The organism is Asticcacaulis sp. W401b (genome assembly GCF_046503825.1).
In the GTDB taxonomy this organism is placed as follows: domain Bacteria; phylum Pseudomonadota; class Alphaproteobacteria; order Caulobacterales; family Caulobacteraceae; genus Asticcacaulis.
Genome location: NZ_JBKFEE010000004.1, coordinates 240,129 through 264,586, shown reverse-complemented (window position 1 = coordinate 264,586; position 24,458 = coordinate 240,129). Strand labels below are relative to the sequence as shown.

Genomic DNA, 24,458 nt, shown 5'->3' with positions numbered 1-24,458 from the left:
AAGTCATGCAAAATCTGGTTACGATCCTTGTTCTGGCCCCGCTTCTGGGGGCTCTGGTCGCGGGCCTGTTCGGGCGCAAGATCGGTGACATCGCCTCTCAGGCGGTGACAACCGGGCTGCTGTTCCTGTCCTGCGCTCTGTCGTGGTATGTCTTTTCGCAACACACCTGGGGTGGTCTTGAGCCCTTTACCGTAAAGCTGCTCGACTTCATCAATATCGGCACCTTCCACTCGGCGTGGTCGATCCGCATTGATGCCCTGTCGGCCACCATGCTGATCGTGGTGACCTCGGTCTCCTCGCTGGTCCACCTCTACAGCTGGGGCTATATGGCCGAAGACCCCAGCCGTCCGCGCTTCTTTGCCTACCTGTCGCTGTTTACCTTCGCCATGCTGATGCTGGTGACGGCGGCCGACTTCATGCAGCTCTTTTTCGGCTGGGAAGGGGTTGGTCTGGCCTCCTACCTGCTGATCGGCTTCTGGTTCCAGAAGGACTCGGCGTCTTCGGCGGCCATCAAGGCCTTCGTCGTCAACCGCGTCGGTGACTTCGGCTTCGCGCTGGGCATTATGACCATCTACTGGATGTTCGGGACCATCAACTTCCACGAACTGTTCCCGCTGATCGCCGCCAAGGAAAACACCACTTGGATGTTCCTCGGCCATAGCTTCTCGGCGCTCGATCTGGCCGCCTTCCTTCTGTTCATCGGGGCCATGGGTAAGTCGGCGCAGTTCTTCCTGCACACTTGGCTGCCGGACGCCATGGAAGGCCCTACGCCGGTGTCAGCCCTGATCCACGCCGCCACCATGGTGACCGCCGGTGTGTACATGGTCTGCCTGCTGTCGCCGCTGTTTGAATACGCGCCGGTGGCCAAGATGATCGTCACCTATATCGGGGCTATCACCGCCATCTTCGCCGCCTCCATCGGCTTCACGCAGAACGACATCAAGCGCGTCATCGCCTTCTCGACCTGTTCGCAGCTCGGCTACATGTTCTTCGCTGCGGGCGTCGGGGCCTATGAGGCGGCCATGTTCCACCTGTTTACCCACGCCTTCTTCAAGGCGCTGCTGTTCCTCGGGGCCGGGTCGGTCATCCACGGCATGCACCACGAACAGGATATGCGTCACATGGGCGGTTTGGCCAAGTATCTGCCGGTCACCTACGCGGCCATGACCATCGGCACCATCGCCATCACAGGGCTTGGCATCCCCTACACGCAAATCGGTTTTGCGGGCTTCTTCTCGAAGGACATGATCATCGAAACCGCGTGGGTGGCCCATAATACGCCGCAGGGCATGTTCGCCTTCGTGATCGGTATTCTGGCGGCCCTTCTGACGGCCTTCTATAGCTGGCGTCTGGCCTTCATGACCTTCCACGGCAAGACGCACTGGGAAGCGGCGCACGACGATCATCACGCGCACGGCCATGACGACCACGCGCACGCTGCTGTCGCTCACGCGCACGATGATCACGCCCACGCTCATGGTCATGACGATCACCACGGCCACGCGCATACACCGCACGAAAGCCCGATCGTCATGCTGATCCCGCTGATCGTCCTTTCGATCGGTGCGGTGGCCGCCGGTTTCGTTTTCGCGCCGTACTTTATCGGCGATCACGCTCACGCCTTCTGGGGCCACGCCATCCAGCACGGACCGCACAACCACGTCCTGCATGAGGCGCACCATATCGAAGAAGCCTGGGTCAAGTGGGCACCGCTGGTGGTCACCCTGATCGGTACAGCTCTGGCTGTGTACTTCTACCTGCTGAAGCCCGCCCTGCCCAAGGCCATGGCCGCGCGCAAGGGGCCGCTGTACACCTTCCTGTACAACAAGTGGTTCTTCGATGAGCTGTATCAGGCGACCTTCGTGAAGGGGGCCAAGGCGCTCGGCGACCTGTTCTGGAAGGTGCTCGATGTGAAAATCATCGACGGGCTGGGCCCGAACGGTGCCGCCTGGACGGCGTTGAAATCGGCGCAGCGTCTGGTCAAGACCCAAACGGGCTATGTCTATCACTACGCCTTCGTCATGTTCCTCGGCATCGCGGGTCTTCTGACCTGGGTTGTCTTCGGTATGGCGCGATAGGGGAGAGCTTTTAAGTATGTCACCGGTAATCCCCAATCTTCTCAGCCTTATTACCTTCCTGCCACTGGTAGGGGCGTTGGCCATCCTTGGCGTCAAATGGGTCTCGCGCAAGGATGACGCCAGCGTCATCGAGCGCAATGCCAAGTGGATCGCCCTGTGGACGACGCTGGCGACCTTGGCGCTGACGGTCGTCCTGCTGGCGGGCTTCGACCGCACCACCACCGACTATCAGTTCGTGGAAAAGGTGCAGTGGTTCAGCTTCCTGAGCTACCACATGGGCGTCGATGGCATTTCGGTGCTGTTCGTGGCCCTGACGGCGCTGCTGATGCCGCTGTGCATCCTCGCCTCGTGGGACTCGGTCAAGACGCGCCTTGTCGAATATATGATCGCCTTCCTTGTGCTGGAAACGCTGGTCATCGGCGTGTTCACCGCGCTCGACCTGTTCCTTTTCTACGTCTTCTTCGAAGGCGGTCTGGTCCCGATGTTCCTGATCATCGGTATCTGGGGCGGCAAGGACCGTATCTACGCGGCCTACAAGTTCTTCCTCTATACCCTGCTGGGGTCCGTTCTGATGCTGGCGGCCATGCTGTACATGGTCAGCGTCGCGGGCACGTCGGACATCCCGACCCTTTCGACCTACGCCTTCTCGCAAGCGGCGCAGCCGTGGCTGTGGTTCGCCTTCTTCGCCTCGTTCGCGGTGAAGATGCCGATGTGGCCGGTGCATACCTGGCTGCCCGACGCCCACGTGCAGGCCCCGACGGCGGGTTCGGTCATGCTGGCCGGTATCCTGCTGAAGCTCGGCGGCTACGGGTTCATCCGCTTCAACCTGCCGATGTTCCCGCACGCTTCGGAACTGTTTACGCCCTTCGTTCTGACCCTGTCGGTGATCGCCATCGTCGTCACCTCGCTGATCGCGTTCCGTCAGACGGATATCAAGAAGCTCATCGCCTATTCGTCGGTCGCTCACATGGGCTTTGTGACCATGGGGATTTTCGCCGGTAATCAGGCGGGCGTGCAGGGCGCGGTCTATCAGATGATCTCGCACGGCTTTATCTCCGGTGCGCTGTTCCTCTGCGTCGGTGTGGTCTATGACCGCTGGCATACGCGCGAAATCGCCTTCTACGGCGGTTTGACCAAGCTGATGCCGCACTTCGCCTTCGTCTTCCTGCTGTTCACCATGGCCAATGTCGGCCTGCCGGGCACGTCGGGCTTTGTCGGGGAAATCCTGACCATGACCGGCCTCTATCAGGCTTCGACCTGGGCCGCGCTGGTTGCCGCCACGGGTGTCATCCTGTCGGCCATGTACGCCCTGACCCTGTTCAAGCGCGTCATGTACGGTGAGGTGACCAACGAACAGCTCAAGGGCCATCCGGACCTGAGCTTGCGCGAAAAAATCATCTTTGCGCCCCTGATCGCGGGGACGCTGCTGCTGGGTATCTATCCGGCCTTTGTATTTGACTTTACCACCGCCAGCGTGGACGCCGTTGTGGCGACGTACCGCGCTGTTATCGGCGGATAGGAGCGCCCCTTATGGATTTGACATCGGCTCTTCATCTGGCCCTTCCGGAACTGATACTGGCGGTTTCCGTACTCGGCATCCTCGTTTACGGTGCGCTGCGCGGTGACAAGGCGGCAGGCTCTGTCGCCGCGCTGTGCGGTGCGGCCCTGATCGCGGCGGCCTTTGCCGCGGCCTTTAACGGTCATGGCAAGGTCTTCAACGGGTCCTTTATCGCTGACGGCGTGGCCAATTTCGCCAAGACCTTCATCTACATCGCCTCGGCTCTGGTCGTGGTGCTGGCGCGCGGCTATTTCGAGCGTCAGAACAATAACCGCTTCGAATTCCCGATCCTCGTCACCCTGTCGGCCATCGGCATGAGCATGATGGTGTCGGCGGGCGACCTGATTGCCCTCTATATCGGCCTCGAGCTGAATTCGCTGGCGGCCTATGTCATGGCGGCCTTCCGCCGCGACGATGCCAAGGGTTCGGAAGCCGGCCTGAAGTACTTCGTGCTGGGGTCGCTGTCTTCTGGTCTGCTGCTCTACGGCATCTCGCTGGTCTATGGTTTTGCGGGTTCGATGAATTTCGACGCCATCGCGGCCTCGGCTCAGGCCAATATGCAGGTCGGCCTGATCTTCGGTTTGGTCTTCGTGATTGCCGGTCTGGCCTTCAAGGTCTCCGCTGCGCCGTTCCATATGTGGACTCCCGACGTCTATGAAGGTGCGCCGACCCCGGTCGTGGCCCTGTTCGCCGGCGCTCCGAAGTTTGCGGCTCTGGTGCTGCTGGCGCGCGTGCTCAACGACGCCTTTGCCGGTCTGCATGATCAGTGGGCGCAGGTGCTGCTGGCCATCGCCACCCTGTCCTTCCTGATCGGTGGCCTCGGCGGCCTGATGCAAAAGGACTTCAAGCGCCTGCTGGCCTATTCGTCGATTGCTAATATGGGCTATGCCATGCTGGCCCTGGCGGCCGGTACGGATAAGGGCGTCATGGCGCTGCTGCTGTTCTCGGTCCTGTACATGGTCGATACGCTGGGCCTGTTCTCGGCGCAGATCGCCCTGTCGCGCAAGGGCATTGCCGTCAGCAAGATCGACGACCTGTCGGGTCTGTCCAAGGTCGATATGAAGCTGACCATCGCCATCACGGTGCTGGCCCTGTCGGTGCTGGGGATGCCGCCCTTCTCCGGCTTCTGGGGCAAGTTCTTCGTCTTCGGTGCCGCCCTTGAAGCCGGTTACTGGGGCTTCGCCGTGGCCGGTCTGGTGGCTTCGGTCATCGCCGCCTTCTATTACCTGCGCATCATCAAGGTGATGTGGTTCGATGGGGATAAGGGCGAGCTGGACAAGGCGCCGTTCGAGGCCAAGTGGATCGCCTATGCGGCCGCCGCCTTTGCCTTCCCGATCGCGGCCTTCGCCCTGTCCGGCCTCTATCCGCTGGCGGAAACGGCGGTCAAGAGCTTCGGCCTGAACTAACGCACTGTTGACGTAGCCTGATTTATGGGGTGCAGGGGTTTGTAACCCCTGCATCTTTTTTTCATATGACACCTGTTGATCTGTTTGAAACCCTGACATCTACCCAGACTGAAGCCCTGAAGCGGCTGCGGGCGGGAGATTGCGGCCCGCGCTGGATCCGAGCAGAGCGGCAAACCGCCGGACAGGGGCGTATGGGGCGTCAGTGGGACGGGCCGTCGGGCAATCTGATGGCCTCGTGGTACGGGGTGCTGCCGGTCGAGATGCGCCGCGTGACGCAACTGTCCTTTGTGGCGGCACTCGCCGTGACCGACGCGATCCGCCCCCTGCTTAGCGTGCCTGACCCGCTGAAAATCAAATGGCCGAATGACGTTCTGTACGAAGGGCATAAGCTGTGCGGCATACTGGCCCAGAGCGAAACCCTTGCGGCGGGTTTGGGTGTGGTCATCGGCATCGGCATCAATATCGCCGAAGCGCCGAAGGGGCTGAGCTATGGCACGGCGGCGCTCAATGAATTGACGGCGCAACCGCAAACCGTCGAAAGCATCCTAGACGCCCTCGATGCGACCCTGACGCGGCGTCTGGACGACTGGCTTGCGCATGGCTTTGAAGCCACAGCCGCGCAGTGGTGGGATCAGGCCTATGGCCGCGACCGCCTCTGTCTGATAGAGCAACACCCTCAGGCCCGGACGGGAACGATTCTTGGCCTTGATGACTATGGCGCGCTGCGCGTCAGAGACCCGGTCGGCACGATCCACGTGATCGCCAGCGGGTCCGTTTCGTATCCGGAGGCCTGATGCTGCTCGCCATCGAACAGGGCAATACCAATACATTGTTCGCCGTGCACGATGGTGAAGGCTGGCGCGCCCAATGGCGCACGGCCACCGAATCGACGCGGACTGCCGACGAATACGCCGTCTGGCTCTATCAACTCCTTCAGATGAACGGTCTCGACTTCAATCAGATCGAAGACTGCATCATCTCCTCGGTCGTGCCGCAGTCCCTGTTCAACCTGCGCAAGCTGGCCCAGCGCTATTTCCACAAGACGCCTTACGTTGTTGGTGACAATACGCACCTTGGCATCGAAGTCCGTATCGACAAGCCGTCAGAAGCCGGGGCGGACCGTCTGGTCAATACGGTGGGTGCGTGGATCAAATACGGCGGACCACTGATCGTCATTGACTCAGGCACCGCCACCACCTTCGATGTGGTGGCCGCCGACGGCGCGCTGGAAGGTACGGCGATTGCGCCGGGCATCAACCTGTCGGTTCAGGCCCTGCATTCGGCGGCGGCCAAGCTGCCGCGCATTGCGATCGAGCGCCCCGCGCACTATATCGGCAAGGACACGGTCAGCGCCATGCAATCGGGCATATTCTGGGGCTATATGGGCCTGATCGAATATCTGACCGACAAGATTCAGGCCGAATACGGACACCCCATGACGGTCGTGGCGACCGGCGGCGTGGCGTCGCTGTTCGAAGGCGCGACCGACCGCATCCATCATTTCGATCCCGATCTTACGCTGCGGGGTCTGCTCGAAATCTATCAGCGTACCCTCTCTAATCAAAAGAAAAATGAGTAAAAACAAAGACGAACTGGTGTTTCTGCCGCTGGGCGGCTCAAACGAAATCGGTATGAACCTCAATGCTTACGGCTTCGGGCCGGAGCATGACCGGAAATGGATTCTGGTCGATGTGGGTGTGACCTTTGGCGACCTGACCACGCCCGGCATCGAAGTCATCGTGCCCGACCCCAAATTCCTCGAAGGCGAGGAGATTCTGGGTGTCATCCTGACCCACGCCCACGAAGACCATATCGGGGCGCTCGGCTGGCTGTGGGATCGCATCAAGGCGCCGCTCTATGCTACGCCCTTCACGGCCTTCCTCATCCGTGAAAAGCTGCGCGAGGCGGGGGTCGAAGACTTCGACCTGACCGAGGTGCCGCTGGGTGGCAAGGTGCATCTGGGCCCGTTTGAAATCGACTATATCACCATCACCCACTCGATCCCGGAGCCCAACGGCCTGTCCATCAAAACGCCGCTGGGGACTGTGCTGCACACCGGCGACTGGAAGATCGACCCGGACCCCATCACCGGCAAACCCACCGACATCAGCCGCATTGTCGCCCTGGGGGACGAGGGCGTGCTGGCCATGGTGTGTGACTCAACCAATGTGTTTGTGGACGGGCAGGCAGGCTCCGAAGCCGATGTGAAGGTGGCGCTTGAGGCGGTGATCCGTACACTGAAAGGTCGCGTCGCCGTGGCCTGTTTCGCCTCGAACGTCGCCCGCATGGACAGCGTCATTCGCGCTGCCGAAGCCTGTGGGCGCTCGGTCTGCCTCGTCGGGCGCTCCATGCACCGCATGGCGGCTGCCGCGAAATTCGTGGGCCTGATGAAGGGCGTGCAGGAGTTCGTCTCTGAAGCCGAAGCCGCCAAGATGAAGGACACCGACGTCCTTTATTTGTGCACAGGCTCTCAGGGCGAACCGCGCGCCGCCCTGTCGCGCATTGCCGACGGCAGTCACCCGCTGGTGCGTCTGGGGGCCGGGGACTCCTGCGTCTTCTCGTCCCGCGTCATTCCGGGCAACGAAATCGCTATCCGCAGCCTGCAAAACCGTCTGTCGGACCTCGGTGTGGAAATCCATACCGAAAAGGATCACCCCGGCATCCACGTCTCCGGCCACCCCTGCCGTGATGAACTGAAGCAGATGTACGCCTGGGCGCGCCCGAAAATCGCCATTCCGACGCATGGTGAACGCCGCCACCTGCAAAAGCACGCCGCTCTGGCCGCCGAAATCGGCATCCCGGAACAGGTCGTCCTGCGCAATGGCGACATGGTGCGCCTCGCCCCCGGCAAGCCCGAAATCATCGACGAAGTGCCGTCTGGCCGCCTGTTTGTCGATGGTGGGATGCTGGTCCCCGAAGCCTCCGAAGCCCTGCGCGAACGCCGCCACGCCGCCCATAACGGCATGCTGTTCGTCTCCTTCGCCCTCAACAGCAAAAACCAACTGGCCTCCTATGTCGAGGTGCGGGGTCTGGGGCTGGCTTTTGAGGACGAGGACAGCATCTCGGATCAGCTCGAAAAGCTGTGCGACATCGCCGAAAAGGCTGTGCAGAAGCTTTCGCGCGAGGAACGCGACGACGATCAGACCGTCGAAACCGCCGTGGCGCGCGTCCTCAAGAAGGCGGCTCAGAATACCTGGGGCCGCAGACCGATCGTAGAGACGATTATTCTGAGGCTGTAAGGGTTTAAAAACGCAGGGGCCACAGGCCCCTGCACCCCTTTTACCCATATAAAGGGTTTGAACCACAGATTTCACAGATTACACAGATTTTCGAGTCCGATCGGCAACGATAGAGATCAAAGATGCATGAGGGCGCGAAGCGCCAATCTGTGAAATCTGTGGTTCTTAATCTCCAAAACACCGGCGTTTATCAGATTTCCGGTTTTGGGGTGTGGGGCCTGTGGCCCCACGGTCTTAAAAGACTACGACTTCACCAGAACGTACGAACCCGGCGCATCCATATCGGGTTTAAACTTGCCCTTGGACGGGTCACGCGCCGGGACCATCGGGCCGGACTTATCGTGCAGCCATTGGGCCCAATAGTCCCACCACGACCCCTTATGCTCGACGGCGTCCTTCTGCCAGACCTCAAGAGTTTCCGGTAAGCCCTTGGCATTGCTCAATTCGTTGATCCAGTGCTGGTACTTCTGGGCCGCGGGCGGGTTGACGACGCCGGCGATATGGCCGGAGCCCGCCATAACGAAGGTCACCGGGCCGCCGAACAGGCGCGCCGATTTGAACACCGAGCCCGGCGGGGCGATATGGTCTTCGCGGCCGGACTGCTCAAAGACGGGAATTTTGACATTTTTCAGGTCGATGGGCACGCCCGCAATGGTGAGCTTGCCCTGAGACAGGGCGTTTTCGTGATAGAATTTGCGCAGGTAGTACATATGCAGCGCCTTGGGCATGCGCGTCTGATCGGCATTCCAGCACAATAGGTCGAAGGCGGTCAGGTCCTTACCCATCAGGTAGTTATTGACGAAGAAGGACCAGACGAGATCGTTGGCGCGTAAGGCGTTGAAGGTATCCGCCATGGCGGCACCGGGCAGGACGCCTCCGGCGGCGTCCATCTGGCGCTCCAGCTCTTTCAGCCAGGCTTCGTTGGTGAAGAGGAGGAGGTCGCCGGCTTCGGAGAAATCGTGCTGGGCGGTAAAGAAGGTGGCCGATGACACGCTGTCGTCACCCTTGGCCGCCATGTGGGCCAGAGCGACGCCCAGAAGCGTGCCACCGATGCAGTAGCCGACCGTATTAACCTTGGGCGAACCCGTCTGTTCACGGACTAATGAAACGGCCTTATAGACGCCGCCGAACATATAGTCCTCAAAGGTGACGTCTTTGAGGTCTGCGTCCGGATTGACCCATGAGACGACGAAAACCGAAAAGCCTTGATCCGTCAGCCACTTGATCAGCGAATTCTTCGATTGCAGATCGAGGATGTAGTATTTGTTGATCCACGGTGGGAAGATTAGCAACGGCGTTTCACGCACTTCGTCCGTAGTCGGATTATATTGCAACAGTTCGAACAAGGGGCCGCGCCAGACCACCTTGCCCGGCGTGGTGGCGACGTTTTCACCGACCTTGAAATGGGCATAATCGGCCTGAGAAATCTTCAGCTTGCCGTCACCGCGCGCCAGATCGTCGGCGAATTTCTGCATCCCCTTGACCAGACTCTCGCCCTTGGAGGTGAGCAGCGTATCGAGCGCTGCCGGGTTGGATATCAGGAAGTTGGAGGGCGAAAAGGCGTCAGTGACCAGCTTGGTGAAAAACTCGGCGCGGCGCTTATGCAGCGGATCGACGTCCTCGACAGAGGATACAAGGTTGTTGAGCCAGGTCGAGGACAGAAGATACGACTTGCGCATCATGTCGAAGACGAGGTTTTGCTGCCAGCGCGGATCAGAGAACCGCTTGTCCTTGGGCGTGGTGTCAGCTTCGCTTTCGACGCCCAGAGACCGGCGGGTCATTTCGGCCCACAACGACATGTAGCCGGTCATCAGGTCGGTCTGGGCTTCGATGACTTTTTCGGGGTTTTGCGCCAGTGAGGTCATGACGCTGGTCATGGCAGGCGCGACCTGAAACGGATCGCCGTTCGGCGTGCCGTTGAAATCCGGTTGTTTCAAAACCGCGCTGGCCAAAGCCGTCTGGGCGGTAATGGCGGCCTTGGCGAGATTGATCGACAGGTCTTCCAGCGCCTTCATCTGCTCAGAATCAAAGGTGGATTCGGGCGGCGGTTCGGACGCAGGGGTAGCTGGTGACGGTGCGGACTGAGCCGCAGGCTGTGGGGCCACGGGGGCTTCGACGGGGGCGGCGTTGGGGGCGGTCTTTGTTTTGGGCGCGGTTTTGCGTGTGGCTTTGGCCACAGGGGCGGGGGCGACGGCGGGCGTCGCTTCGGCGGCTACGGCTTTTTTGGGAGCGGTGGCCTTGCGGGTTTTGGCCTTGGAAGCGGGTTTCTCAATGCTTTTTTCAGTCATGGCGGCCTCCGCGAGTCGTTTCTGGCTATTTTCTAACGCGCTTCATCAGGCGTTGCGCCACAATTTTCACTGTATAATATGCAACATCGCGTTATGACGTGTTTTAGGGCTGTTCAGGACTCGCAAAGTTTGCTTTTGATCAGCCCGGTTTTTATAACCGATGCCATCGGTTGCGGAGCTTCCTCATGATTAAGCGGTCAAAGATCCACGCGCTCTTGCTGCCCTGTGCGGTTATTGGAGCCTTTGCCGCGTCCGTTTCAGCGCAGGAAACGTCTTCGCCGCGCACCTATGACAGCTTCCCCAAATGGTCTGAATTCCCGCCGCCGCCTCAGAATGTTCCGACGCCGGAGCAGATCAGGCAACAGGTGGTGGCGTTGAAAGCCAGATCCGACCAGCTTCAAAAAACGGCTGATGCCCTGCCGTGGGAGCTTAAGGCCCCGGAAGCCATGGCTAAGGCGGCTAATGCGCGCATCGACCCCGTTCTGGGGGCACCGATCAAAACGGGCGCCGACAGTGCCGCCATAGAAGGCCTGGCTGCCCGCCTGCGCGCGCGCGCCGAGCCGCCCCCCGTGGCGAAATAAAAAGAACAGACCAACAGGGAAATGCCTATGTCACAAACGGGTTTCGACCTGGCCCTCGACATTGTTCGGGTGGCCGAAGAGGCGGCTATTGCCGCGCACGGCTGGATCGGCAAGGGAGACGAGAAGGCGGCGGATCAGGCCGCAGTGGACGCCATGCGCTCGGCGCTCAATGCTATCGACATGGACGGCCGTATCGTCATTGGCGAAGGCGAGCGTGACGAAGCCCCTATGCTGTTTATCGGTGAGGCGGTCGGCACGGGCAAGGGCATGGCAATCGACATCGCGCTTGACCCGTTGGAAGGCACGACTCTGGCGGCCAAGGCCATGAACAACGCCCTGACCGTGGTGGCGTTCGCGCCGCGCGGCGGGCTGTTGCACGCGCCCGACACCTATATGGACAAGATTGCCATTGGGCCGGGCTATCCCGACGGCGTGGTCGATCTCGACGCCAGCCCCGAAGACAATGTGCGGGCACTGGCTGCGGCCAAGGGCGTGGATGTCTCTGAAATCGTCGCCTGTGTGCTGGATCGCCCGCGCCACGACCGCATCATCGCGTCGCTGCGCAGGGCCGGGGCGCGCGTGCACCTGATCACCGACGGTGATGTCGCCGGCGTCTTCCACACGGCGCAGCCGGAAACGGGTATCGACATCTATCTGGGCTCAGGAGGGGCGCCGGAAGGCGTGCTGGCGGCGGCGGCTTTGAAATGCGTCGGCGGTCAGTTTCAGGGCCGGCTGGTCTTCCGCAATGACGATGAGCGTCAGCGGGCGCAGCGTCTGGGTCTGAGCGACTTTGACCGTAAATACAGCCTGAACGAACTGGTCTCGTCGGATGTTGTCTTTGTCGCCACAGGCGTCACGCCCGGCGCATTGCTCGACGGGGTGCAAAAGGAGATGTCGCCCGACGGCGAGGTGTTTATCAGCACCGAAAGTCTGGTGATGATTTCGCGGACTCAGACTATCCGTAAGCTGTATATGCGTCGCCCCCTCTAATCGTGATGTCCCATGCCCGATGATGCTGCCCGCCAGAACCTGACCGACCTGCCACCGTTTCTGGGGGTGGAGACGTCGGTTACGGGCCGTCTGTGGGTGGATCGTCGCGACAGTCAGCATGTCGGCCCGCATGAATTGCGTTTGATCACTCAGCAGATTGCGCTCAAAGGCCTGATGGAAGAGGCCTTTGTCGAACCGGTGGCGCGCTCGATTGCCGCGCGCGGCGTGACCTCGGACGGGCTCGACGACTATCTGCGCCCGACTTTGAAAGCGCTGTTCCCCGATCCGGATGGTTTCATGGACATGCCGCAGGCGGTGGCGGCCATTCTGAATGCGCTTCAGGCGCGTCAGAAGATCTACGTCTTTGCCGACTACGATGTCGATGGCGCCACCTCGGCGGCGCAACTGGTGCGCTGGTTCCGTCATATGGGGCATGAGCTGAGCGTCTATGTGCCCGACCGGATGCTGGAGGGCTATGGCCCGTCGGAAAAGGCCTTTGAGCGATTAAAAGCCGAAGGGGCCGATCTGGTCATCACGGTCGATTGCGGCGCGTCGGCGCACCGGGCGCTCGACTATGCGGCGCGCATCGGCCTTGAGGTGGTGGTTATCGACCATCACATCATGCGCGAAGACCCGCCCAAATGCCGTGCTGTGGTCAATCCCAACCGGCCGGGCTGCACATCGGCGCAGGGCAATCTGGCTGCGGCGGGCGTGGTGTTTGTGGTGCTGGCGGCGCTTAACCGCGAAGCCGAAAAGCGCGGGCTGTTTGCCGAGCGGCCCAGACCGGACCTCACCCAATGGCTCGATCTGGCGGCGCTGGGGGCCATTTGCGACGTAACGGCGCTCAGTGGCTTCAATCGCGCACTGGCCTCGCAGGGGCTGAAGGTCATGTCGCGCCTGAACAATCCGGGCATCCGCGCCCTGATGCAGGTGGCCGGGGGCGAGCCCAAGGATGCGGCAACAGCGCTCGGGGTGTTTCATTCCGGCTTTGTGCTGGGGCCGCGCATCAATGCCGGCGGCCGTATCGGTCGCGCCGATCTGGGGGTGCGGCTTTTGTCCACCGACGAGGCGGACGAGGCGGCGGCGCTGGCGCAGGAACTGGATGAGTTGAACAAGACGCGCCGTGACGTCGAGGCCGCCGTGCAGGAACAGGCCTTGGCTCTGGCCGACGCAAAAGGGCTGGTCACGGCCCAAGACCACGTCATTATCGTGGCGCACGAAGACTGGCATCCCGGTGTCATCGGCATCGTAGCGGGCCGGCTGCGCGAACGCTGGCACAAGCCGGTCATCGTCATTGGCATCGACCCGGTTACGCGGATCGGCAAGGGGTCAGGTCGTTCGCAGGCCGGGATCAATCTGGGGCAGGCGGTGACGGCAGCCTTTGAAAGCGGGCTGTTGCTGTCGGGTGGCGGGCACGCTATGGCCGCGGGCCTGAGTATTGAGGCCGCGCGCATCCCGGAACTGCGGGTCTTTCTGAACGCGCATATCGCCAATGCTACCGTCGAGGCTGACCGTAAGGACCGGCTGGAAATCGACGCGGCGCTTAGTGCCGCGACCTGCACGCGGGCCCTGCTGGAGCGTTTTGAGATCATGGCCCCCTTCGGTCAGGGCAATCCGGAGCCGATGTTTGTCCTGCCGGGGATGCGCGTGGGCTATGCCTCAGCGCTGAAAGGCGGGCACGTGCGTTGCGACCTGATCGACGAAGGCGGCAAGCGTCTGAAAGCCATCGCCTGGCGCGCGCAGGATACGGCGGTGGGAGCGGCGCTGCTTAATCCCGTTGGCGCCATCCACGTGGCGGGGCGGCTGAAACCCGACGACTATATGGGGCGCAAGGGCGTGCAGTTCGAAATCGAGGATATCGCCCATATATTCACAAGTTGAGGCGATATTGCCGAAAATAGCGCTTGCAACGAACAATGCGTGACGCTATCAAGCGCACCTCTTGACGCGGTCCCTTCGTCTATCGGTTAGGACGTCAGGTTTTCAACCTGAAAAGAGGGGTTCGACTCCCCTAGGGACTGCCAGTCAGGACATATGGATACGGACACGCGGTCCCTTCGTCTATCGGTTAGGACGTCAGGTTTTCAACCTGAAAAGAGGGGTTCGACTCCCCTAGGGACTGCCACCGTACCCCCTCTCTCCACAATTTTTGCGCACATCTGATTTTCTGAACGGAATGTGCGGACCTGTGTCAAAAACGTCATATATTGCGTCAAGGCTACGCCACGCGACATAATTACCGCTTTTTTACTCGCATTAAGCGATATTTTCGCATATCGTCTCAAAAAAGAGAGGGGCAGGGGCGCTGCCCATTTAAAAATATCCATGTTATAGTGCTCGCGCAGTAGATTATTTGTGGGCTTGGTGAGGAATATGAGTTTGTACGATTACGCAAAGAGCAGCGAGGCGGAAGACGTAAAGGCTATTTCCGGTCGCGTGAAGTGGTTCGATGCCGGCAAGGGCTACGGCTTCATCGTGCCTCAATCCCCTGAATTGACCGGTATGCGCGACGTGCTGCTGCATGTGTCCGCACTGCGTGATCTGGGACGTGATCTGGCGCACGAAGGTGCCGCCATTGAATGCAAGATCGCCAAGCGCGCCAAGGGCTGGCAGGTTATTCAGATCACCGCACTCGAAGACAGCGGCAGCGGCCCTGTACGCGAAGCGCGTGATCCGGCGGCTGTGCGTTCGACGCATAACGTGCAGGCAACCATCGGTGATCTCGAAGCGGCCACCATCAAATGGTTCAACCGCACCAAGGGCTATGGCTTCGTGGTGCGCGGCAACGATCCGACGGACATCTTCATCCATATCGAAACCCTGCGTCGCTTCGGTCTTGAGGACGTTCAGCAGGGCGATACCCTGATGGTGCGCTTTGGCGAAGGCCCCAAGGGGCTGGTCGTGACCGAGGTACAGCCCAAGGCGATGGCCTGAGCGGAAAAACGGCCTTGAAACGGCCATTGAATCCAGCGAATTTCCAACGGAGGTGAGGTTTCGCCTCCGTTTTTCTTTGCGGGTGTGAAGGGTGAAGTCTGTGTTCAAAGCCTTTCGGTGGTCTCTGGCACTCATGATGGCGGCGCTGTCAACCGCCTTGCCTGCCCACGCCCAGACCTCGCCCGCGACGGCTGCCGCACCGGCAGAGGTGGCGCACTATACCTACCGCGTCGTGAAGGTCTATCCGCACGATCCGCAGGCTTTTACGCAAGGCCTGTTCATTCAGAACGGCCGTCTGTTTGAAAGCACCGGCATGGCGGGGGCCTCGTCGCTGCGCGAGGTCGATCTGACCACTGGCGAGGTCAAGCGCAAACACGATATTGCACGGCCCTATTTTGCCGAAGGTGTGGCGCCGTGGGGCAATGCCATCATCGGCCTGACCTGGACGCACGGAAAAGCTTTCGTCTGGGATCGCGACAGCTTCGCGCCAAAGGGCGAATTTGCGTACACGGGCGAAGGCTGGGGCCTGACCGCTGACGGCACGCATCTGATTCTCAGCGATGGCAGCGACCGCCTGCGCTTCCTCGACCCTCAGACCTTCAAGGTGGTCAGCGACGTACCGGTGACCCTGCGCGGCGAGCCCATAGAGATGCTCAATGAGCTGGAATATATCGGCGGGCAGGTCTATGCCAACGTCTGGCAAACCGACTATATTGTCCGTATCGACCCGAAGGACGGCAAGATCAATGGCATTGTCGATCTGAAAGGTCTGATGGCCTATGGCCCGGCCATTACGCAGCGCATTGATGTGCTGAACGGCATTGCCTTCAATCCGGAAACCAAACACCTGCTGGTCACCGGTAAATACTGGCCGGCCCTGTTTGAGATCGAACTGATCGACAAGGCGACGGGTAAACCCTATGAATTCCGGTAACCCTATGATCAAGAACGTAAAATGGCTCCCGCTCTTTTTGATTCTCGCGGCCTGCCAGCCGAAACCGCCGGAGCGCGAAGCGCTTCAGGTTCTATCCGGCGGTGCCACTCATGCGTTTCAGGTGGAAATCGCTGATGACGAACAGGAACGCGAAACCGGGCTGATGAACCGCGATAGCCTGCCGACCGGGCAGGGGATGCTGTTCCTGTTTCCGGATGCCCGCGAACGCGCCTTCTGGATGAAGAATACGCATATACCGCTTGATATTCTTTATATTTCCAAGTCAGGCGAGGTGATTTCCATTCAGAAAAACACGATGCCGATGAACGAAACGCCGCTGCATTCGTTCGGCCCGGCGGCGGCGGTTCTGGAAATCAATGGCGGTCAGGCTGATGCCCTGGGGATCAAGCCGGGCGACCGCATCACGCACCGCTTCTTCGAAGGCAAGGGGCCGATGCCGCAATAGACGCTTGTTCTGTGGGTGGTGTGTAAAACGGCTTGCGGAACCGGCTTTGAAGTGGCATGTAGCGCGCCTTGCCTGTGGGCAGGGTGTCGGGGTGTAGCGCAGCCTGGTAGCGCAGCTGTTTTGGGTGCAGCAGGTCGGAGGTTCGAATCCTCTCGCCCCGACCATCAAAAGAAAAGGGACTGCCCAATGGGCAGTCCCTTTTCTTTTCATCATCCGGAGCTTGGTTCGACCCGATAAGAGGTTCGACGGCCAGTGATGATCATTTTGCCGGAGGCACAATGATCACACGCAGACGCGGCGGAGCGAAGCGGAGCCAATCCTCTCGCCTGACTCGACCGCAATATCCTGTCTCAATTTCCCGATACATCCGAGGCGACTCTGCGTTATCCTGTAACCAGTGGGAGGGATGCTATGAACGGAAAGCGTGGGTTATTACTGGTCATAGCCATCGTTTTTCTTTGCGGCTCGCTTTGGGCCGTCAAGCCCTGGGAGTCGGGTGCGGCAGACCTTCAACAGGTACGAAAAGATCGACTGAGCCATATCCGGGCGTCCTTGACTCAAAACGGCCTGCAACTGGGCCAGCCCATACTCATCCGCATCTTCAAGGAAACGGATGAACTGGAGGTCTGGGTCAAGTCGGAGACCAAATACCGACTCTATAAAACCTTTCGTATCTGTAGCTGGTCCGGTGCTCTCGGCCCCAAACAGAAAGAAGGGGATGGGCAGTCACCCGAAGGCTTTTATAGCGTCTCACGTGCGCAGATGAAACCCGATAGCCAATACCATCTGGCTTTCAACCTCGGCTATCCTAATGCCTTTGATCGAGCCAACGGCCGAACCGGCAGCTATCTGATGGTCCACGGCAAATGTGCCTCAATTGGCTGTTATGCCATGACTGATAAAGGGATTGAGGAAATCTGGTTGATAGCTGATGAGGCCTTGAAGGGAGGGCAGACCGCGTTTCAGGTGCACGTTTATCCATTCCGAATGACCGACGCGAATATAAAACGCCATATGGGTTCGCAGTGGTTGGGCTTCTGGACGGACCTGAAAGCGGGTTATGACCGGTTTGAGCAAAATCACGCCGACCTTAATGTTACAGTCGCCCATAAAAGATACAGGGTCGCCCCATGAACCGTGCCATCGTCGGCCTCACAGGTCTGTCCGCGCTTCTGCTGCTCACCGCCGGTGTGCCGTTGCGCGGGCCGCTGACCGATCCGGAGTGGGTGGTCTGGGGGGCAGGCGTGGCGGCTTTTGTGGTCGTGATGCTGGGTTTATTGGCTGTGTTAAAGCGGGGCCTGTTACACACGCTGGTGCATCTGATGGTCGTGGTCCTGCTGACCATCGCCGCCGGCTGGATGATCCAGCACGCGCAAAAGGCGGTCGTGGATCGGCTGATCATCTGCCTTTTGGGCCTCGGTGTGCTGACCGTATGGACGCTGTGGGCCGCCAGCGGCTTTGCCGTCGGCAAGCGGCCACCCAATTCCGACGACGACAGCTTCCTGCCTCTCTAGATCGGGATGGTTTTAAAGGGGAGCCTGATCCCGATCTAAATTTTTGTTTTGTCGCGATATTTTTGTCGAAAACCGCTCACACTTTTCGACATATCGCTCTAACGCTTCCGACCCTTGTAGTTTTCCGACCAGCTTATGATCGGCAGTACCGGAATCCCCCACAGTATGCCGGACAGGCCATAATACAGCAGTTGCACCCAATCGTTGTCAGGCAGCCTTTCGCCAATGCTGGAAACGATCACCACATAGACGGCCAGAAACACCACAATGCCGATACAGGCGATGACGCGGCGCACCGGCAGGCTGAGACCCTTTGTCGCATCGTCGCTCATCGGCTTACCCGCTTCATTTCTTGACATTGACCTTCTCGATGGCGCGCGTCAGGTGAAACAGCGCCAGAAGACCGGCCGAGCCCGCTCCGGCGGCCCTGAGCGTCGTGTAGAAGCGATCCGGATAAATATCGAGAATATGGATGAAAAACGTCATCAGGATCGCCCCGAAAATGCCCACAAACATATTGATGATGGCGCTGTAGCGGCTCCTGGTCAGGTTGTTGGCGATCCAACCGACGATGAACCCCGTCATACCGGCCAGAATCCAGTCCTGAACACCCATTTGTGGAACCTTTCACATTTTTCCGTCGCGCATCGCTTGAATTTCACCCCTCCCTGTGGGCAAATCAAAACGCACGGCCAATGCCTATTACAGGTTATTTCGCCGCAGTTGAACAGGTCCGCCCGACGGAACCCAACAATTATTTTTCAGTGAGGCGTAACGGTGAGGCTTCCGCTCAAATCTCCTTCCGTGGCCATCTGGCTCTCTATCGTGGCCGCTATGGTCGTGCTGATCGTCATGGTCGGTGGCGCCACGCGCCTGACCGGCTCAGGCCTGTCGATCACCGAATGGAAGCCCATCCACGGTGTAGTGCCGCCGCTGAATGACGCCCAATGGGCCGAAGAATTCACCAAGTACCAGCAGATACCGCAGTACAAGCAGGTGAATGCGAACATGTCGGTGGAGCAGTTCAAATTCATCTTCTGGTGGGAATGGGGCCATCGCCTGCTGGGCCGCCTGATCGGAGTCGCGGTCCTGATCCCCTTTATTGTCTTCCTGTTTATGCAGGCCATCCCGCAGCGCCTGATCTGGCGCTGCGCCTTACTCGTCGGGCTGGTCGGCGTGCAGGGGACGATCGGCTGGTGGATGGTGCATTCGGGGCTGGCCAACCGCATCGACGTCGCCCCGGAACGCCTGATGACACACCTTAGCCTGGCCCTGGTCATTATGATCTTTGCCATATGGACGGCCAACGAAGCCTTGCACGGCCAATCGCGCGGGCATGGCGCGCCCGGTGGCTGGGTCGCCGCCGTCGCGGGTCTGTTTGGCCTGACCTTCCTGCAATCCATGCTGGGCGCGCTGGTCGCTGGTAACGATGCGGGGCTGGTCTATAATGACTGGCCACTGATGGGCGGGCGTGTCGTGCCCTTTGTCGATTATTCCAAAGGCCTGTGGCACGTCTTCGTCCACGATCAGGGCATGGTGCAGGTCCTGCACCGCTTCAACGCCTATATCCTTCTGCTCTACGCCACGGCTCTGGTCCTGTGGTTGTGGCGGCGCTGCCTCGATGACGGTATGCGCCTGATCGCCGCAGCCTTCGGTGTGCTGGTCTGGTGTCAGGCCGTTCTAGGCGTCGCGACCCTGTGGACCAATGTGCACATCGCCTTCGGCCTGCTGCACCAGTTGGGCGCCGTCGGGCTGCTCATTCTGGCCACCCTGCTGCTGTGGAAGGTCGCCCGCGCCGATCGCGACTTCCGCCGGCGTAATTTTTAAGTTGACCCTCCTCCCTGTGCCGCAGGCATAGGGAGGTGGATTTTTGCCTGAAAGGCAAAAAGACGGAGGGGAAGGCGAAGCCGAAGGAAAGAGGCAGGGGCCCCTGCACCCCATCACCTATCCGCGCTCAAACCGGATATGCAGGGCGCGTGACGGAAGTTTTTTTTGGGGCGAAGCCCCGCTTTATTTTGCAGACAAACCCAGGTCGTGCCGTTCGAGCGCCCGGTAATGGGGTGTGGGGCCTGTGGCCCCACTGTCTTTGCCTACCTTATGCGTAACCTTACCCCTTGACGGCCTCCGTGCTGAACCGATCCCACGGGCCGGTGATGGCCAGCGTCCAGCCGGGGTTTTGCAGGTTGACGAACATGGTTGAGCCGTCGGGCGAGAAGCACACCCCGGCCCATTCTGAATTGGTCGGTTCGGTATTGCGGGCGAAGGTGGTGACCTTGCCCTCGCGGGTGATGATCTTCAGGTGGTTTTTCAGCGTGTCGGAATAGCGGTCTTCGCAGGCAAAGAGCTGACCGCGCGGCGAGACGACGATATTGTCCACATAGTCGAACAGCAGGTCGTTGTTCGGCTCGGCAAAGAGCTGGATACGGCCGGGGGCGCGGGCCTCCTGAGGCGTGCCTTCGTGGGGGCTGGGCACATAGCGCATGATCTGGCCGTTTTCACCGGGACCGCCGGAGGTGCAGGTGAAGTAAAGCTCGCCCTCGCCGAAGAAGATGCCTTCTTCGCGCGCGAACTGGGCCGCGCCCTTGGCGTGGGCGCGGGTGCGCAGATCGTTATTGGGGCTTTCGACCTCGTCGAGATCGACCCATTCGCTTTCGAACCAGTCCCCCTGCTGCCAGAAGATGGCGGTCTTATTATCGGTCAGGGCGTGCGGCTTGCCCTTGATGACCAGCGCCTGCAACTTACCACCTTCCCGCAGCTTGCCCGGCACCTTGGGGATGAAGCGATAGAAGGCCGAGTCCCCGGCGTCTTCGGTCAGATAGACGATGCCGGTCTTGGGATCGACGGCCACGGCCTCGTGCTCGAAGCGGCCCATCGCCTTGATCGGCTCGGCCTTGACGAGGCCTTCGGCGCGCGCCGGCACTTCGAAGACATAGCCGTGATCCTTGCCAACGCCGTTGGGGGCCTTTTGCGAGGTCTCCTCACACGTGAGCCACGAGCCCCAGGGCGTCGGGCCGCCGGCGCAGTTGGTTGAGGTGCCAACCAGCGACAGGTGATGGCTGACCAGCTTCTGTTCCTTGATATTATAGACCAGCGTGGTCGTGCCGCCGTGCAGCGGGCGACCGTCGGGGGCGAAGTCATAGACCTTGGCCGCATCGACCTTACCGAACAGTTCGTTCTGCGCGCCGAACGGGCCCATCTTGCTCAGGCTGTGCTTGATTTCGTGGTTACGCACCAGCAGCACCGTGTTCGGGCCGTGCGGGAAGCAGGCCATGCCGTCGTGCTTACCCGGCACGAGCAGGCCGTCGCTCATGGTTTCGCCCTGACGCGAGAAGATGCGGTAGGAGAAGCCAGCGGGCAGGTCGGCGATACCGTTGGGGTCCTTCACCAGCGGGCCATAGCCTTCGATCTGATTGACATAGGTGTCGGGCGCGTTTTCGGTCAGGCGGTGGGCCGCCGCGGCCTTGCTGATCCACAGCGCCATGCCGGTAAAGGCCGCAGAGGTGGCCAGAGACGAAGAGAGGAGGGTACGGCGGGACAGCGACATGGAAACACCTTTGCGCGTAAGGGACACTACCGTTTGGAATCGGATGGGGCTTATGTAAAGACAAGCGGGCACAGAATTATGACGATTTGATACGGTAATTTATTACCTAATTAAAAAATATCAATAAAAACAATTGCCTGTTTCAATTTTTGTCAAAAATAACTGTTGACGCGGCCATTTGCCTCGTCTATACGCTCCCGACTTTTCCGGCGGTGGCGTCTGTCACGGCGGGAAGCACCCGTTTCAAACCCCGGATTTCACCAAAGGAATCTCCCATGCTTACCTCTGCGACCGCGGCGCTCAAGCCCGCCAATGTCGAGAAGAAGTGGATCGTGATTGACGCCCAGGACGCCGTTGTCGGCCGTCTGGCTTCGTTCATCGCCATGCGTCTTCGCGGCAAACACAAGCCGGACTATACTCCGCACGTCGATTCCGGCGACTACGTCATCGTCATCAATGCCGACAAGGTGCACTACACCGGCAAGAAGCTGACGGACAAGATTTTCTACTGGCACACCGGTCACCCCGGCGGCGTCAAGCAACGCACCATGGGTCAGATCCTCAGCGGCAAGTACCCTGAGCGCGTCCTGACCAAGGCGGTTGAGCGTATGCTGCCCAAGGAATCGCCGCTGGCCCGCGCCCAAATGACCCACCTGCGTATCTACGCCGGTTCGGAGCACCCCCACGAAGCTCAATCGCCGGAAGTCATCGACTTCAAGGCCCTGAGCCGCAAGAACGTCCGGAGCGTCTAAGAATGTCTGAAGTTCAAGCTCAAGGCCTCGAAGCCCTCGCTTCCCTGTCGTCGAACCCTGAAAATGCGCCGGTTGAGCGCGTTCAGCAACTCGACAAGTACGGCCGCGCCTATGCCACCGGCAAGCGTAAGAACGCCGTCGCCCGCGTCTGGATCAAGCCGGGTTCGGGCAAGTGGATCATCAATGACCGCGCGCAGGAAGTCTATTTTGCGCGTCCGGTTCTGCGCATGATGATCGCTCAGCCGCTGAACCTGACCGACCGTGCGTCGCAATTCGACGTCATCGTTTCGGTCCACGGTTCGGGTCTGTCGGGTCAGGCCGGCGCCATCCGTCACGGCCTGTCGAAGGCTCTGACCTATTACGAGCCTGCCCTGCGCCCGGCGCTGAAGGCGGCTGGCTTCCTGACGCGCGACTCGCGTGTCGTCGAGCGTAAGAAGTACGGCCGCGCCAAGGCTCGCCGTTCCTTCCAGTTCTCGAAGCGCTAATGGAGGTCTTGGGGGAAACGTCGTTTTCCCCAAATGCCCCCTTCCGGAATACGGAGAAAAACACCCTCGGGGCAGCCCGACGGGTGTTTTTCGCTTTTTTCAGGGCTGTTTTCCCAATAAGACGCTCTGACTTCATACCTCCCCAACTTGTTGGGGAGGGGGACCGCACGAGCTTGCGAAGCAAGCGAGATGTGGGGGTGGGGTATCTTTCGTCCGCTGACCAAGGAGCGTATCATGTCCCATAAGGTTTTCATCGATGGCGAAGCCGGCACCACCGGTCTGCAAATCCGCGAGCGGCTGGAAAAGCGCCCGGAGATCGACCTGATCCGCCTGAGCGATGATCGCCGCAAGGACACCGAAGCCCGTCGCGAAGCGCTCAATGCCGCCGATGCCGTCATCCTCTGCCTGCCCGATGAGGCGGCGAAGGAGGCCGTAGCCCTGATCGAAAATCCGGACGTGGTGGTGATTGACGCTTCGACGGCGCACCGCGTCGCTGAGGGCTGGACCTACGGCTTCCCCGAAATGACCGAGGATCAGCGCGATCTGATCCGGGCTTCAAAGCGCATCAGCAATCCCGGCTGCCACGCCACCGGCTTCATTGCCCTGACGCGGCCTCTGGTCGAGCTGGGCGTCCTGCCGCCCTTCTTCCCGATGGTGGCCACGTCGCTGACCGGCTATAGCGGCGGCGGCAAGGCGATGATTGCGGAGTTCGAAAGCGGGCAGGGGCGCGAACGCATCTATGCCACGGGCCTGACGCACAAGCACCTGCCGGAAATGCAGCTCTATGCCGGGCTGGAAACCGCGCCGATCTTTTCGCCGACCGTCGCCAATTTTGCGCAAGGCCTGATCGTTGAGGTGCCGCTGCACCTGTGGGCCCTGCCGGATGCGCCTGACCTGCCCACCATCTACAACATCCTCAGCGCCCACTATGCCGGTGAACCCTTTGTGCGCGTCGCTTCGCCCGAAGAGACGGCCGCGGCGACGTCCGTCAATGGCGACTCTTTGCGAGACACCAATCAGTTGCTGATCCACGTCTTCGGTCAGGAAGACGGCGATACGGCCAATCTGGTGGCGGTGTTCGACAATCTGGGCAAGGGGGCGTCGGGCGCGGCGGTGCAGAATCTCAACCTCGTCCTCGGCCTCGAAGAAACCGCCGGACTGCTTTGATATGAAAGCGGTTTGGCTCGCTCTGGCTCTCACGGTTGCGCCGGTTTCTGTCCAGGCCGCGCCAGCGTCTCCTGTCGCTTCAGTGGCACCGGTGGCGGAAAAGGCTGAAACCTCTGACCACAAGGGCGGCTTTCCGTGGGTGACCTTCATCATCCTGTTTGTGGTGTTTGGCGGCTTGACGATGTTCCGCAAAAAGGACCAATCTTCTTCCGATGTGACGGATAAGGACAAGGCGTCGTAATGGGACCTCTGACCAGCATTGCCATTCTTCTGATGATCTGGTGGGTGACTCTGTTTGCCATTCTGCCGTTTGGCAACGTGAGCCATCACGAAGCCGGTATCGAGACGAAGGACGGCGGCGACCCCGGTGCGCCGGTCTTCCACAATCTCAAAAAGAAGCTGCTGATCAACACGGTCGTGGCCGTGGTGGTGTGGGCCATTGTTATGGTCATCGTGCAGTTTGGCCTCATTCCGCTGCCGGAAATCCCTGCGGCCTGATCGGCCCGTCCTATTTCCGCCTTT

Annotated in this window: 24 protein-coding genes and 3 tRNA genes; 23 read left to right on the top strand and 4 right to left on the bottom strand. The window is 60.2% G+C overall.

What is annotated here, in order from left to right:
• The first annotated feature begins 5 nt into the window (after positions 1-5).
• The 6 genes from nuoL to ACK8OE_RS11015 all read left to right on the top strand — a co-directional run bounded on the left by nuoL (position 6) and on the right by ACK8OE_RS11015 (position 8,281).
• The gene (nuoL, locus tag ACK8OE_RS11040; RefSeq protein ID WP_410272561.1) at positions 6-2,078 is read left to right on the top strand and encodes an NADH-quinone oxidoreductase subunit L; all 2,073 of its coding nucleotides are present in this window, start codon (positions 6-8) and stop codon (positions 2,076-2,078) included.
• Between the two features lie 16 nt (positions 2,079-2,094).
• Complete coding sequence (locus tag ACK8OE_RS11035; protein ID WP_126423708.1) at positions 2,095-3,597, top strand: NADH-quinone oxidoreductase subunit M; 1,503 nt, start codon at positions 2,095-2,097, stop codon at positions 3,595-3,597.
• Positions 3,598-3,608: 11 nt separating this feature from the next.
• A complete protein-coding gene (gene nuoN, locus ACK8OE_RS11030) occupies positions 3,609-5,042 on the top strand; it encodes an NADH-quinone oxidoreductase subunit NuoN (protein WP_272742628.1) in 1,434 nt (477 codons plus the stop codon).
• 65 nt (positions 5,043-5,107) lie between these two features.
• Positions 5,108-5,836 (top strand): biotin--[acetyl-CoA-carboxylase] ligase, encoded by a 729-nt coding sequence (locus tag ACK8OE_RS11025; protein WP_410272560.1) that lies wholly within the window; start codon positions 5,108-5,110, stop codon positions 5,834-5,836.
• The gene (locus ACK8OE_RS11020; RefSeq protein WP_410272686.1) at positions 5,833-6,621 is read left to right on the top strand and encodes a type III pantothenate kinase; all 789 of its coding nucleotides are present in this window, start codon (positions 5,833-5,835) and stop codon (positions 6,619-6,621) included. The genes ACK8OE_RS11025 and ACK8OE_RS11020 overlap by 4 nt, the downstream gene beginning before the upstream one ends.
• Positions 6,614-8,281: a ribonuclease J gene (locus ACK8OE_RS11015; RefSeq protein WP_410272559.1), complete on the top strand. Its 1,668-nt coding sequence runs from the start codon at positions 6,614-6,616 to the stop codon at positions 8,279-8,281. The genes ACK8OE_RS11020 and ACK8OE_RS11015 overlap by 8 nt, the downstream gene beginning before the upstream one ends.
• 242 nt (positions 8,282-8,523) lie before the next feature.
• On the opposite strand, the gene phaC is transcribed toward ACK8OE_RS11015, so the two are convergent.
• Entirely contained in the window at positions 8,524-10,569 is a 2,046-nt protein-coding gene (phaC, locus tag ACK8OE_RS11010) for a class I poly(R)-hydroxyalkanoic acid synthase (protein ID WP_410272558.1), read from the bottom strand.
• 185 nt (positions 10,570-10,754) lie between these two features.
• On the opposite strand from phaC, the gene ACK8OE_RS11005 reads away from it, so the two are divergent.
• The 11 genes from ACK8OE_RS11005 (at position 10,755) to ACK8OE_RS10955 (ending at position 17,988) form a co-directional block, all read left to right on the top strand.
• Positions 10,755-11,150 (top strand): hypothetical protein, encoded by a 396-nt coding sequence (locus ACK8OE_RS11005; protein ID WP_410272557.1) that lies wholly within the window; start codon positions 10,755-10,757, stop codon positions 11,148-11,150.
• A gap of 27 nt (positions 11,151-11,177) precedes the next feature.
• Positions 11,178-12,140 carry a class II fructose-bisphosphatase gene (gene glpX, locus ACK8OE_RS11000; protein ID WP_410272556.1) on the top strand — a complete coding sequence of 321 codons (963 nt, stop codon included), beginning with the start codon at positions 11,178-11,180 and terminating at the stop codon, positions 12,138-12,140.
• A 12-nt stretch (positions 12,141-12,152) separates the two neighbouring features.
• Positions 12,153-14,021: a single-stranded-DNA-specific exonuclease RecJ gene (gene recJ, locus ACK8OE_RS10995; RefSeq protein ID WP_410272555.1), complete on the top strand. Its 1,869-nt coding sequence runs from the start codon at positions 12,153-12,155 to the stop codon at positions 14,019-14,021.
• Positions 14,022-14,089: 68 nt separating this feature from the next.
• A tRNA-Glu gene (locus ACK8OE_RS10990) sits at positions 14,090-14,164 on the top strand.
• A gap of 26 nt (positions 14,165-14,190) precedes the next feature.
• Positions 14,191-14,265: transfer RNA gene (locus ACK8OE_RS10985), tRNA-Glu, on the top strand.
• A 248-nt stretch (positions 14,266-14,513) separates the two neighbouring features.
• Positions 14,514-15,074 (top strand): cold-shock protein, encoded by a 561-nt coding sequence (locus ACK8OE_RS10980; protein ID WP_126423717.1) that lies wholly within the window; start codon positions 14,514-14,516, stop codon positions 15,072-15,074.
• Between the two features lie 100 nt (positions 15,075-15,174).
• Positions 15,175-16,008, top strand: a complete 834-nt coding sequence (locus tag ACK8OE_RS10975; protein WP_410272554.1) for a glutaminyl-peptide cyclotransferase — start codon at positions 15,175-15,177, stop codon at positions 16,006-16,008.
• A gap of 4 nt (positions 16,009-16,012) precedes the next feature.
• Complete coding sequence (locus tag ACK8OE_RS10970; protein WP_410272553.1) at positions 16,013-16,474, top strand: DUF192 domain-containing protein; 462 nt, start codon at positions 16,013-16,015, stop codon at positions 16,472-16,474.
• An 87-nt stretch (positions 16,475-16,561) separates the two neighbouring features.
• Positions 16,562-16,638, top strand: a tRNA-Pro gene (locus ACK8OE_RS10965).
• A 247-nt stretch (positions 16,639-16,885) separates the two neighbouring features.
• Positions 16,886-17,608: a L,D-transpeptidase family protein gene (locus tag ACK8OE_RS10960; protein WP_410272552.1), complete on the top strand. Its 723-nt coding sequence runs from the start codon at positions 16,886-16,888 to the stop codon at positions 17,606-17,608.
• Complete coding sequence (locus ACK8OE_RS10955) at positions 17,605-17,988, top strand: hypothetical protein (RefSeq protein ID WP_410272551.1); 384 nt, start codon at positions 17,605-17,607, stop codon at positions 17,986-17,988. The genes ACK8OE_RS10960 and ACK8OE_RS10955 overlap by 4 nt, the downstream gene beginning before the upstream one ends.
• Before the next feature lie 98 nt (positions 17,989-18,086).
• On the opposite strand, the gene ACK8OE_RS10950 is transcribed toward ACK8OE_RS10955, so the two are convergent.
• Both ACK8OE_RS10950 and ACK8OE_RS10945 read right to left on the bottom strand, forming a co-directional pair.
• Positions 18,087-18,347, bottom strand: a complete 261-nt coding sequence (locus ACK8OE_RS10950; protein ID WP_410272550.1) for a DUF2842 domain-containing protein — start codon at positions 18,345-18,347, stop codon at positions 18,087-18,089.
• Positions 18,334-18,603 carry a transglycosylase gene (locus ACK8OE_RS10945; protein ID WP_126423722.1) on the bottom strand — a complete coding sequence of 90 codons (270 nt, stop codon included), beginning with the start codon at positions 18,601-18,603 and terminating at the stop codon, positions 18,334-18,336. The genes ACK8OE_RS10950 and ACK8OE_RS10945 overlap by 14 nt, the downstream gene beginning before the upstream one ends.
• 162 nt (positions 18,604-18,765) lie before the next feature.
• Here ACK8OE_RS10945 and ACK8OE_RS10940 point away from each other — a divergent pair, with 162 nt between their 5' ends.
• Positions 18,766-19,815 carry a COX15/CtaA family protein gene (locus ACK8OE_RS10940; RefSeq protein WP_410272549.1) on the top strand — a complete coding sequence of 350 codons (1,050 nt, stop codon included), beginning with the start codon at positions 18,766-18,768 and terminating at the stop codon, positions 19,813-19,815.
• Between the two features lie 280 nt (positions 19,816-20,095).
• Here the strand turns inward: ACK8OE_RS10940 and ACK8OE_RS10935 are convergent, their stop codons facing one another.
• Complete coding sequence (locus ACK8OE_RS10935) at positions 20,096-21,532, bottom strand: alkaline phosphatase PhoX (protein WP_290795052.1); 1,437 nt, start codon at positions 21,530-21,532, stop codon at positions 20,096-20,098.
• 275 nt (positions 21,533-21,807) lie between these two features.
• Between ACK8OE_RS10935 and rplM the strand changes: the two genes are divergently transcribed.
• The 5 genes from rplM to ACK8OE_RS10910 all read left to right on the top strand — a co-directional run bounded on the left by rplM (position 21,808) and on the right by ACK8OE_RS10910 (position 24,434).
• Positions 21,808-22,284 (top strand): 50S ribosomal protein L13, encoded by a 477-nt coding sequence (gene rplM / locus ACK8OE_RS10930; protein ID WP_272742643.1) that lies wholly within the window; start codon positions 21,808-21,810, stop codon positions 22,282-22,284.
• Positions 22,285-22,286: 2 nt separating this feature from the next.
• Positions 22,287-22,769, top strand: a complete 483-nt coding sequence (gene rpsI / locus ACK8OE_RS10925) for a 30S ribosomal protein S9 (protein WP_013480297.1) — start codon at positions 22,287-22,289, stop codon at positions 22,767-22,769.
• Between the two features lie 234 nt (positions 22,770-23,003).
• Positions 23,004-23,936, top strand: a complete 933-nt coding sequence (gene argC / locus ACK8OE_RS10920; protein WP_410272548.1) for an N-acetyl-gamma-glutamyl-phosphate reductase — start codon at positions 23,004-23,006, stop codon at positions 23,934-23,936.
• Position 23,937: 1 nt separating this feature from the next.
• Positions 23,938-24,177, top strand: a complete 240-nt coding sequence (locus ACK8OE_RS10915; RefSeq protein WP_290795058.1) for a hypothetical protein — start codon at positions 23,938-23,940, stop codon at positions 24,175-24,177.
• A complete protein-coding gene (locus ACK8OE_RS10910; protein WP_126423728.1) occupies positions 24,177-24,434 on the top strand; it encodes a DUF1467 family protein in 258 nt (85 codons plus the stop codon). Before ACK8OE_RS10915 ends, ACK8OE_RS10910 begins: the two co-directional genes overlap by 1 nt.
• Positions 24,435-24,458 lie beyond the last annotated feature (24 nt).

What these genes read in the sequence shown, in the direction of transcription:
- glpX (WP_410272556.1), top strand. Translation starts at nt 11,178, where the DNA reads ATGTCACAAACGGGTTTCGACCTGGCCCTCGACATTGTTCGGGTGGCC.
- phaC (WP_410272558.1), bottom strand. Translation starts at nt 10,569, where the DNA reads ATGACTGAAAAAAGCATTGAGAAACCCGCTTCCAAGGCCAAAACCCGC.
- nuoL (WP_410272561.1), top strand. Translation starts at nt 6, where the DNA reads ATGCAAAATCTGGTTACGATCCTTGTTCTGGCCCCGCTTCTGGGGGCT.
- ACK8OE_RS10915 (WP_290795058.1), top strand. Translation starts at nt 23,938, where the DNA reads ATGAAAGCGGTTTGGCTCGCTCTGGCTCTCACGGTTGCGCCGGTTTCT.
- ACK8OE_RS10980 (WP_126423717.1), top strand. Translation starts at nt 14,514, where the DNA reads ATGAGTTTGTACGATTACGCAAAGAGCAGCGAGGCGGAAGACGTAAAG.
- ACK8OE_RS11035 (WP_126423708.1), top strand. Translation starts at nt 2,095, where the DNA reads ATGTCACCGGTAATCCCCAATCTTCTCAGCCTTATTACCTTCCTGCCA.
- recJ (WP_410272555.1), top strand. Translation starts at nt 12,153, where the DNA reads ATGCCCGATGATGCTGCCCGCCAGAACCTGACCGACCTGCCACCGTTT.
- rpsI (WP_013480297.1), top strand. Translation starts at nt 22,287, where the DNA reads ATGTCTGAAGTTCAAGCTCAAGGCCTCGAAGCCCTCGCTTCCCTGTCG.
- ACK8OE_RS10910 (WP_126423728.1), top strand. Translation starts at nt 24,177, where the DNA reads ATGGGACCTCTGACCAGCATTGCCATTCTTCTGATGATCTGGTGGGTG.
- ACK8OE_RS11025 (WP_410272560.1), top strand. Translation starts at nt 5,108, where the DNA reads ATGACACCTGTTGATCTGTTTGAAACCCTGACATCTACCCAGACTGAA.
- ACK8OE_RS11015 (WP_410272559.1), top strand. Translation starts at nt 6,614, where the DNA reads ATGAGTAAAAACAAAGACGAACTGGTGTTTCTGCCGCTGGGCGGCTCA.
- ACK8OE_RS10970 (WP_410272553.1), top strand. Translation starts at nt 16,013, where the DNA reads ATGATCAAGAACGTAAAATGGCTCCCGCTCTTTTTGATTCTCGCGGCC.
- argC (WP_410272548.1), top strand. Translation starts at nt 23,004, where the DNA reads ATGTCCCATAAGGTTTTCATCGATGGCGAAGCCGGCACCACCGGTCTG.
- ACK8OE_RS10960 (WP_410272552.1), top strand. Translation starts at nt 16,886, where the DNA reads ATGAACGGAAAGCGTGGGTTATTACTGGTCATAGCCATCGTTTTTCTT.
- ACK8OE_RS10935 (WP_290795052.1), bottom strand. Translation starts at nt 21,532, where the DNA reads ATGTCGCTGTCCCGCCGTACCCTCCTCTCTTCGTCTCTGGCCACCTCT.
- ACK8OE_RS10945 (WP_126423722.1), bottom strand. Translation starts at nt 18,603, where the DNA reads ATGGGTGTTCAGGACTGGATTCTGGCCGGTATGACGGGGTTCATCGTC.
- nuoN (WP_272742628.1), top strand. Translation starts at nt 3,609, where the DNA reads ATGGATTTGACATCGGCTCTTCATCTGGCCCTTCCGGAACTGATACTG.
- ACK8OE_RS10955 (WP_410272551.1), top strand. Translation starts at nt 17,605, where the DNA reads ATGAACCGTGCCATCGTCGGCCTCACAGGTCTGTCCGCGCTTCTGCTG.
- ACK8OE_RS11005 (WP_410272557.1), top strand. Translation starts at nt 10,755, where the DNA reads ATGATTAAGCGGTCAAAGATCCACGCGCTCTTGCTGCCCTGTGCGGTT.
- rplM (WP_272742643.1), top strand. Translation starts at nt 21,808, where the DNA reads ATGCTTACCTCTGCGACCGCGGCGCTCAAGCCCGCCAATGTCGAGAAG.
- ACK8OE_RS10950 (WP_410272550.1), bottom strand. Translation starts at nt 18,347, where the DNA reads ATGTCAAGAAATGAAGCGGGTAAGCCGATGAGCGACGATGCGACAAAG.